General features: G+C 48.8%; 8 protein-coding genes. 3 read left to right on the top strand and 5 right to left on the bottom strand.

The genetic code is table 11. From position 1 onward, the window contains the following. Positions 1 to 237 precede the first annotated feature (237 nt). Positions 238 to 1,827, top strand: coding sequence for an FMN-binding glutamate synthase family protein (locus tag QMD03_09580; GenBank protein ID MDI6777461.1), 1,590 nt, complete (start codon positions 238 to 240; stop codon positions 1,825 to 1,827). Between the two features lie 61 nt (positions 1,828 to 1,888). Here the strand turns inward: QMD03_09580 and ahbD are convergent, their stop codons facing one another. Further along, complete coding sequence (gene ahbD, locus QMD03_09575) at positions 1,889 to 2,977, bottom strand: heme b synthase (GenBank protein ID MDI6777460.1); 1,089 nt, start codon at positions 2,975 to 2,977, stop codon at positions 1,889 to 1,891. A gap of 46 nt (positions 2,978 to 3,023) precedes the next feature. Then, complete coding sequence (locus tag QMD03_09570) at positions 3,024 to 3,497, bottom strand: alpha/beta fold hydrolase (protein MDI6777459.1); 474 nt, start codon at positions 3,495 to 3,497, stop codon at positions 3,024 to 3,026. Positions 3,498 to 3,635: 138 nt separating this feature from the next. Here QMD03_09570 and QMD03_09565 point away from each other — a divergent pair, with 138 nt between their 5' ends. Next, positions 3,636 to 4,880, top strand: coding sequence for a DUF1015 family protein (locus QMD03_09565; GenBank protein ID MDI6777458.1), 1,245 nt, complete (start codon positions 3,636 to 3,638; stop codon positions 4,878 to 4,880). Between the two features lie 39 nt (positions 4,881 to 4,919). Then, the gene (locus QMD03_09560; protein MDI6777457.1) at positions 4,920 to 5,744 is read left to right on the top strand and encodes a tRNA1(Val) (adenine(37)-N6)-methyltransferase; all 825 of its coding nucleotides are present in this window, start codon (positions 4,920 to 4,922) and stop codon (positions 5,742 to 5,744) included. On the opposite strand, the gene QMD03_09555 is transcribed toward QMD03_09560, so the two are convergent. The 3 genes from QMD03_09555 to QMD03_09545 all read right to left on the bottom strand — a co-directional run. After that, positions 5,719 to 6,225, bottom strand: coding sequence for a DUF721 domain-containing protein (locus tag QMD03_09555; protein ID MDI6777456.1), 507 nt, complete (start codon positions 6,223 to 6,225; stop codon positions 5,719 to 5,721). The genes QMD03_09560 and QMD03_09555 overlap by 26 nt on opposite strands. Positions 6,226 to 6,275: 50 nt before the next feature. Next, positions 6,276 to 7,196, bottom strand: coding sequence for an enoyl-CoA hydratase/isomerase family protein (locus tag QMD03_09550; GenBank protein ID MDI6777455.1), 921 nt, complete (start codon positions 7,194 to 7,196; stop codon positions 6,276 to 6,278). Positions 7,197 to 7,606: 410 nt separating this feature from the next. Beyond that, positions 7,607 to 8,020 (bottom strand): hypothetical protein (locus QMD03_09545; GenBank protein MDI6777454.1); only part of this gene is annotated, 414 nt, incomplete at its 5' end.

The following is an 8,020-nucleotide window of genomic DNA, read 5'->3' as shown; positions in this document are numbered from 1 at the left end:
AAAGAACATAAATGATTACAACATTAAATATTTATATATTACGTTGTAGGGTTAAGCGGTGGCTAAGACCAGAGGGACTCAGGACATAGAGAATACGACATTTCCGGGACGTATTCCGGTAAGGGTACAAACGAAGCGATATAATACGACGAAGTATTGTATCAGAAGAGATGACAAAGGTGTCTATCAAGGGATGGACACCTTTTTTACTTTAATGGAGAAAGAAAGGAGATTTTTATGAACTTACAACAACCAAATGCGAATGATGCTACCAGGACATCCAATCGTTCCCGAAGTGTAGTTCCTGGCTCTGGAATCTGTTCCCGGTGTATTGACGGTTGCAGAGGTAATTGCGAGGTATTTAAGGCCACATTCCGGGGGAGAGAACTGATCTACCCCGGCCCCTTCGGTGAGATCACGGCAGGGGCGGATAAGAACTATCCCGTAGACTATTCCCACTTGAATATCCAGGGATATGCCGTGGGGGCAAGGGGACTGCCCGAAGGCGTCTCGGGCAATCCCGATACCGCTATCTTCCCTGCCGTTAACACAGAAACCGAATACGGCTGGGACATCAAGGTTAAGATGCGGGCGCCTATTTTTACGGGAGCCCTGGGGTCAACCGAAATAGCGAGGAAGAACTGGGAACACTTCGCTGTGGGAGCGGCGATTTCCGGTATAACCCTGGTGTGTGGCGAAAATGTATGCGGCATTGATCCTGCCCTTAAGTTAGATGCTAAAGGTAAGATAAAGAATGCCCCCGATATGGACCGGCGGATTGAAGTCTACCGGCGCTTCTATGAGGGTTATGGAGAACTGTTGGTCCAGATGAATGTAGAAGATACCAGACTGGGTGTTGCCGAGTATGTAAGCAAAAAACACGGCCTGAAGACGATAGAATTAAAATGGGGACAGGGCGCCAAGTGTATCGGTGGCGAGATAAAAGTGAACAGCCTTGACCGTGCCCTTGAACTACAGAGGCGGGGTTACATTGTTACTCCCGATCCTTCGTTGAAGGCCTCACAGGAAGCATTCAGGGCCGGTGCGATCAAGGAATTTGAAAGACATTCCCGTCTCGGCTTTGTGAGTGAGGAGGGCTTTTTCTCCGAGGTGGAGCGGCTGCGAAAACTGGGTTTTGCAAGGGTTACATTGAAGACCGGTGCCTATTCCATGCGGGAGCTGGCGATGGCCCTCAAATATAGTTCCCTGGCCAGGATAGACCTTCTTACGATTGATGGCGCCGGTGGCGGGACAGGGATGAGTCCCTGGAGGATGATGGAGGAGTGGGGGATACCTACCTTTTACCTTCAGTCCCTGACCTATGAATTCTGTGAGAAGCTTGCAGCAAAGGGCATGCGGGTCCCCGATATTGCTATGGCGGGTGGATTTTCTGCAGAAGACCATATCTTTAAGGCTCTGGCGATGGGAGCGCCCTATATCAAGGCGGTATGTATGGGACGGGCCCTGATGATCCCCGGTATGGTGGGTAAGAACATTGCGGAATGGATAAAGAACAATGACCTACCAAAAACCGTCGGTGAATACGGCACGAAGGTAGAGGAGATATTTGTCTGCTATGAAGAGCTGGCCGAAAAATATGGAAGTAATACAATGAAAGAGATCCCCTTAGGTGCCATAGGTATCTATAGTTATATCCAGAAACTAAAAATCGGATTGCAGCAGTTAATGGCTGGCAGTCGAAATTTCCGTATCGGTACTATCTCTCGCAAGGATGTTATGGCCATTACGGAGGAGGCAGCTAAGGTATCCGGCATACCGTATGTGATGGACGCCTATAGAGAAGAGGCCGAGGCAATACTGAGGTAAGGAAAACCCGGTATCAGGAAGGGATGTAACTAACACAGTAGGGACGGTTCACGAACCGCCCCTACCTGCTGATAGGTTCATAAATACACAGGGGTTCCCCGGCCAGGTAATCTTCTGTAGCTTCGTAGGCCCGGGCGCGGCAACCACCGCATACTCTTATGAATTCGCACCGGCCGCATTTCCCCTTATATTGATGCAAATCCCGTAAATTGTGAAATATGGGGGAGTTTTCCCAGATGTCTCTAAATGCCTTTTCCCTGACCTGGCCGCAGTCAATCTCAAGGTAGCCGCAGGGCTGTGCCTGCCCGGTATGGGAGATAAAACAGAAAGAGCTTCCCCCCAGACAACCCCGCGTCATGGCGTGGAGGGCGCCGTTTGTTTCTTTTGATTCTCCCTTTATTTTTCCTTTTCTCTGGTGGAGGATCCGAAAATAGTGGGGTGCACAGGTGGCCTTCAGTTGAATCGGACAGAGGAGGCTCTCTTCGTAAAACCAGTTCAGGGTCTTTTCGTAATCGAGGGGAGATAACCCCTGGTTGGCCATCTCTCTCCCCCGGCCTGTGGGGACGAGAAGAAAGATGTGATGGGCCGCCGCACCCAGCCTGATGGCCAGATCGAGGATACCCTGGATCTGATCGAGATTGGCACGGGTTACGGTGGTGTTGAGCTGGAATTCTATGCCCGCTTTTTTCATGGCGAGAATACCTGCCATTGCCCCGGAAAAGGCGCCGTCTACCCCGCGAAAGGTATCGTGGCTTTTTGCGTCCAGGCCGTCAATACTGACACTAACCCTCTTGATACCTGCCTGCCGCATCTTGCCGGCAATCTCTCCAGTGACCAGGGTCCCGTTGGTCGCCATGACCATCCGCAGCCCTTTTCGATTTCCATAGGCAACTATCTCAAAAATGTCCTCCCGGAGAAGTGGTTCCCCACCGGTCAGGATGATCACCGGTTTGCTGAAGGCGGCAATTTCATCGAGAAGCCTCGTACATTGGTCGGTGGCGAACTCCCCTGGGTAGGAACCGGACCGGGACGAAGCCCGACAGTGGACACAGGCAAGATTACAGCTTCGCGTTACCTCCCAGGCCACCATCCTCAGGACGTTTGGCAAAACAGGAAGGTTTCTTGTTTTTTGTATCGCCTTATTGTCCATGCTTTTGCTATATTCTCCCGCAATGTCGCAAATAGAAGATGTTACATCAAAGACACAACAGGTCATCCCAGTCCAGGGTATTGAATATTTTCTGGAGGAAATGGTCATCCTCCACTGTATGGAATGTGAGGTTTGCAAAGAGCATCCGGGCAATATCCTGAACAGGCCCCGGGGGAACCACATCGTCATGTAAGCCGTGGTAAACCATAACAGGGATAACCAACCTGTTGCTCAGGTAAGGTTTAAATTCCGTAAGGTTAAGGGCCGGTGCCAGAAGGATGAGTTTTTTGACCTTCTTTTCATTGTTGCAGGCATAAATGGTGGCCATCGTCCCCCCATAACTGGAGCCAACCAGTATCAGATCTGTTTTGTCGGCAAGGATTTTGTTCAGCTTTGCCATTCTCTGCTCGAGGGGGCCGACAAAATCTTCAATGATCATCTCGGGATATTTCTTTCTGAAAAATGACCCTTTTGTCCCCTGGCTGCTACTTTCGAGTCCGTGGATAAACACACGATCCATCGTAGCTCCTTTCTTAGCCGTTCCGGCAGTTTCATGAACGTCGTATGAGTATTGAAGACACTGTTTCCTCTCCATCATTGCCTTTGGGATTGATTTCAATATGTCAATATGGTAAGAATTTGGCAAGAGGAAATTTTTATGGCTGTTGTTGTTCCCTTTAAGGCACTCAGGCCGCAGAGGCAATACGTAAAGGCGGTAGCCTCCTGTCCTTATGATGTGGTAACCACAGAAGAGGCCAGAAAAATCACCGCCGGCAATCCCTTGAGCTTTTTACGCGTGGAAAAATCGGAGATCGAGGCCTTATCCTGCTCAGGTATCGGTACTGACAATGTTTACGAGATGGCGAGGCTGAATCTGAATCGTCTTATGCAGGAAGGCATCCTGTTTCAGGAGAAAAAGGCCTGTTTTTACGTTTATCGTCAGAGAATGGCCAGCCATGAGCAGTATGGCATTGCTGGTGGTATCAGTGTCGCTGAATACGAATCAGGCCAGCTCAAAAAACATGAACTGACGAGAACCGATAAGGAAATAGATCGCATCAGACATATTACCGCCGTTAATGCCCAGACAGGACCGGTATTTGTAACTTACAGGTGCCAGGATTCCATTGATCGTATTGTCGAAAAAGTTGTTATGGATCAACCTGAATACGATTTTACCGCTGATGATGGTGTTTCTCACACGGTCTGGGTTATAAAGGATGAAAAAGAGATTAAGACCGTGGCAAATGAATTTGCAAAGATTGATACACTCTACATTGCCGATGGTCACCATCGTGCCGCCGCCGCCGCCGCGGTGGGAAAAATGAGAAGAGAACAAAATCCAGGCAACAGAGGCGATGAAGCGTATAACTATATCATGGCTGTTCTGTTTCCCCATGATCAGCTTAAAATATGGGAGTATAATCGGGTCGTTAAAGATATACCGGCCTTCCCGGACGGGAGAGAATTTTTCCATAAAATCGGTGAAAAGTTCATGATAACTGGTGACTTTAGAGAGAAATCACCGGGACGGCCAGGTGAATTCGGGATGTATCTGGGCAGAAAGTGGTACAAGCTGACACTGAGAGACAATCTTTATGACGGGAATAATCCCGTCAGGAACACCGATGTTTCCATCCTGCAAAACCATCTCCTGGGACCTATACTGGGGATTCATGATGCGAGAATAGACGGCAGAATTGAATTCGTTGGCGGTATAAGGGGATGCGAGGAATTAGAAAGGCTTGTGGATTCAGGCGAATTTACCATCGCATTTTCTCTGTATCCAATAACCATGGCCCAACTGATGGATGTCGTGGATGCGGGCGGAATCATGCCTCCAAAGTCCACCTGGTTTGCACCCAAACCGGCAAGCGGTATATTTATCTGTCTTTTCAACTGATGCCGCAAAACAGGAAGCGCCTGAAGCTGATTGATTCCCATGGAAGAAAGCATTACGATAAGGCCGACCCGCCAGAATGTTGCGGGAGACAGACTTAAGGGTAGCCCCCTCACACCCTTAAAAGGGGAGACTGTAGATGGGATCCTCGGGGGGCAGCTCAAGATAATTCAGAAAGAAAAGGGATACCGTTTTTCCCTCGATGCCCTTCTCTTAGCCCATTTTGTCTGTTTGAAAGAGAGAGAACATGTCCTCGACATGGGGGCCGGCAGCGGAATTATCTCCTTGATCCTGGCCAGGCAATGGGGGCGATGGGAATATGGGAAAATAGTTGGCGTTGAAATCCAGGAAGAACTGGTTGACATGGCCAGACGAAGCGTGGGGATGAACAACCTGGAGGATAAGGTCAGTATTCGCCAGGGAGACATCAGGGAGATCGAGACCTTTTTCGCTTCCCAGTCCTTCGATGTGGTGATTTTCAATCCCCCCTATAGAGGGCTCAATTCCGGCAGAATCAATCCCGATTACCAGAAGGCTGTGGCCAGACACGAGATCAAAGGTTCCCTCAATGATTTTTTGAGGGCGGCAGGGTACGTCTTAAAAGAATCGGGGCGTGTGTACACGATATACCCGGCCATTAGGATGGTGGAACTCCTCTTTCAGATGAGGACAAACCGTCTGGAGCCCAAAAAATTGCGGCTGGTGCATGCAAACTGCTTCTCGAAAGGGGAATTCATCCTCGTGGAGGGGATAAAGGGGGCGGGAGAAGAACTGGAGATACTGCCGCCTCTCGTCATCTATGAAGAAAATGGCCGGTATTCAGAGGCAATGAGCTGCCTTTTTAAGGATGTTTCTGCTTTTCCATGAACCTCCGCCGACTGATCTCTTTGGTCATCACCCTTTTCATTATCTCCCTCAGCTCCTGATCCGGTATAGAAGCAGTACTTTTTTCAATCAGTCTCCTGTCTCTATCTTTTAAGACGTGTGACAGGGAGGGAAAGGACATGCGTTCTTCCCCTTTCAGTGACGGTAAGGAAATCTCACCGAGGAAGAAGTAGATATTCTTTATTACTGCTTTTCCCAACGATTGGTTGATTTTTTCGATGATCTCCTCTTTCAGGAAATGAAGCTGCTGCATCCATACGGAGGAGGAGACCTTGACGAAAAGGGTTTCTCCCTTCAATTTACCAGGGCGGGTCTGGGCCGCGATCTGTAGCCCCACAGCTTTATTCCATATGGGAAGGAGACGTTTATCTTCAAGATCCAGGAAGATTTTTCGCCTTTTCAGGGTCGTCTGGAGGATGTCGTCTAATCTCTGAAGTTTTGCCTGAGGGATTCTTTTACGCATCTGCTGTTTTTTTACTGAAAACCTGTTGATATAAGCTGAACGCTTACCGATTATTCTACCCTGGCCCCACACTTGCCACAGAAGAAGAATTCTTCAGGCAGATGTTTCGTCTTGCACTTCGGGCATGTTTTTGTGGGAGGTCCCCAGAGAAAGGTATGGGATTGACCTTTTGCCGTTTTTTCCCTTAACTTAATATGTTCTGGAGTTCTCTTTTCCAGAAAGGAACCGATACCCTCAAGGGGTTCAGGGGTTGTTGACTGTAAGCTCCAGAAGTCGTTCCCCTGGCGCAGGGTATGAGAAACCATATCAAACCATACATTAATCTGATCTTTGGTGAACCTCAGAGACCATGGGGCTTTACTCAGGAGAGTCTGGCAGAGATTGTCCACTTCTCTGTCCAGATATTCATAGGGGACCACTTTATTGATCAGGCCGTATTCGAGGGCGGTCTTCGCATCTATGACCTCATCGGTGAACAGAAACCATCTTGTCCTCCTGTCGCCTATGATGGGGGTGAGCGACTGGGTTGCATAGGTGGCTACCGCCCCTACTCCCCCTTCACCCTGCTGGAACCTGGCATGTTCGGCAGCGATGGAAAGGTCGCTGGCAATAAGAATCTCACAGCCCCCACCGGCGGTTATCCCGTTTATCCTGGTAATAACGGGCTTTCCAATGTATCTTATATTATAAATTATACGGGCATATTGATTGTTCATAACCCAGACATCATGGGTATTGTTGAAGAGGGACTTTGCCCAATTCAGATCAAGGCCGGGACAGAAAAACTTATCACCGCTTCCCGTAATCACTACTACTCCCACCCCGGGGTCTTTCTCCGCCTCCTCCAGGGCGATGCACAGATCTTTCATCAATTGCATGTTTAAACTGTTTTTTGCGTCCGGTCTATTTATCGTGATCCTGGCTACCATGTCCTTTGCTTCGTAAGCAACAGTTTCTAATTGAATCTCCATCTCTTAAATTCCTTTCTTTTTTTATTTAATGCTTACTATCATGCCGGTAATTGCCGCTATTAGATCGTTTTCGTAAGATATCTCCCTTCGGTCGAGACGTTTTGTTTCGCCTGACTTCAAAATCTGAAAAGAAGCATTCGACTGCTTCCTTGAATGTGATCCCATGATCAGCAAGTTTATCACTTTCAAAGTCGTACTCGAAGTCCGATGGCTGGAAGTATTGCCAGTTTACCAAGTCATTCCTCTATTATCTTTTACGCAATATTCTGTCCAACAACCAAAATCAGTGGTGGCTGTGAGCCATCCGCTGGAGTGATTGTGTACGCCCGGCACGGGCGTGAACTTATGGGGTGCAAGGCCCCCTCCCCCTGTATGTGAATCCTGTAATGTCGTGAGACATAACAGAAATATTAGCCGAAGGCAAGTGCGGAACCGCGAGGAACCGTCCGAAGGAAGCCGGAGTGCAAAGCTATGAGCCGACGAACAGAAACAGCATACAAGGCCCGGTCTCCGGGCGAGTTAGCACAACATAACGAAGCCCCGGATTCAGGAGACAGGGTAAATGCTGCGGTTGTGCAGCGACAGTTCACGTTCTTATCCGGGGAGACCTGCTCCACTAAAGTCCCGATGTGAGCTTTATCGTCGCCTTTCTGGTATGCTTCGATTTCCAAAGGTTCTTGTACCACAATTTGAGTGCCGCTCCACACCTCTCCTGTTGGCAGAATACCAAACTCGTTGTATAAAAAGGAATCTTTCAACGATATAGAAAAGTGAATCTCCCCGCCCACAGGGTGGGGCTTCTTTGAGAATCTAAAACAGTTCCA

This window comes from Syntrophales bacterium (assembly GCA_030018935.1).
GTDB lineage: Bacteria > Desulfobacterota > Syntrophia > Syntrophales > CG2-30-49-12 > CG2-30-49-12.
This window is presented reverse-complemented; position numbering and strand designations above follow the sequence as displayed.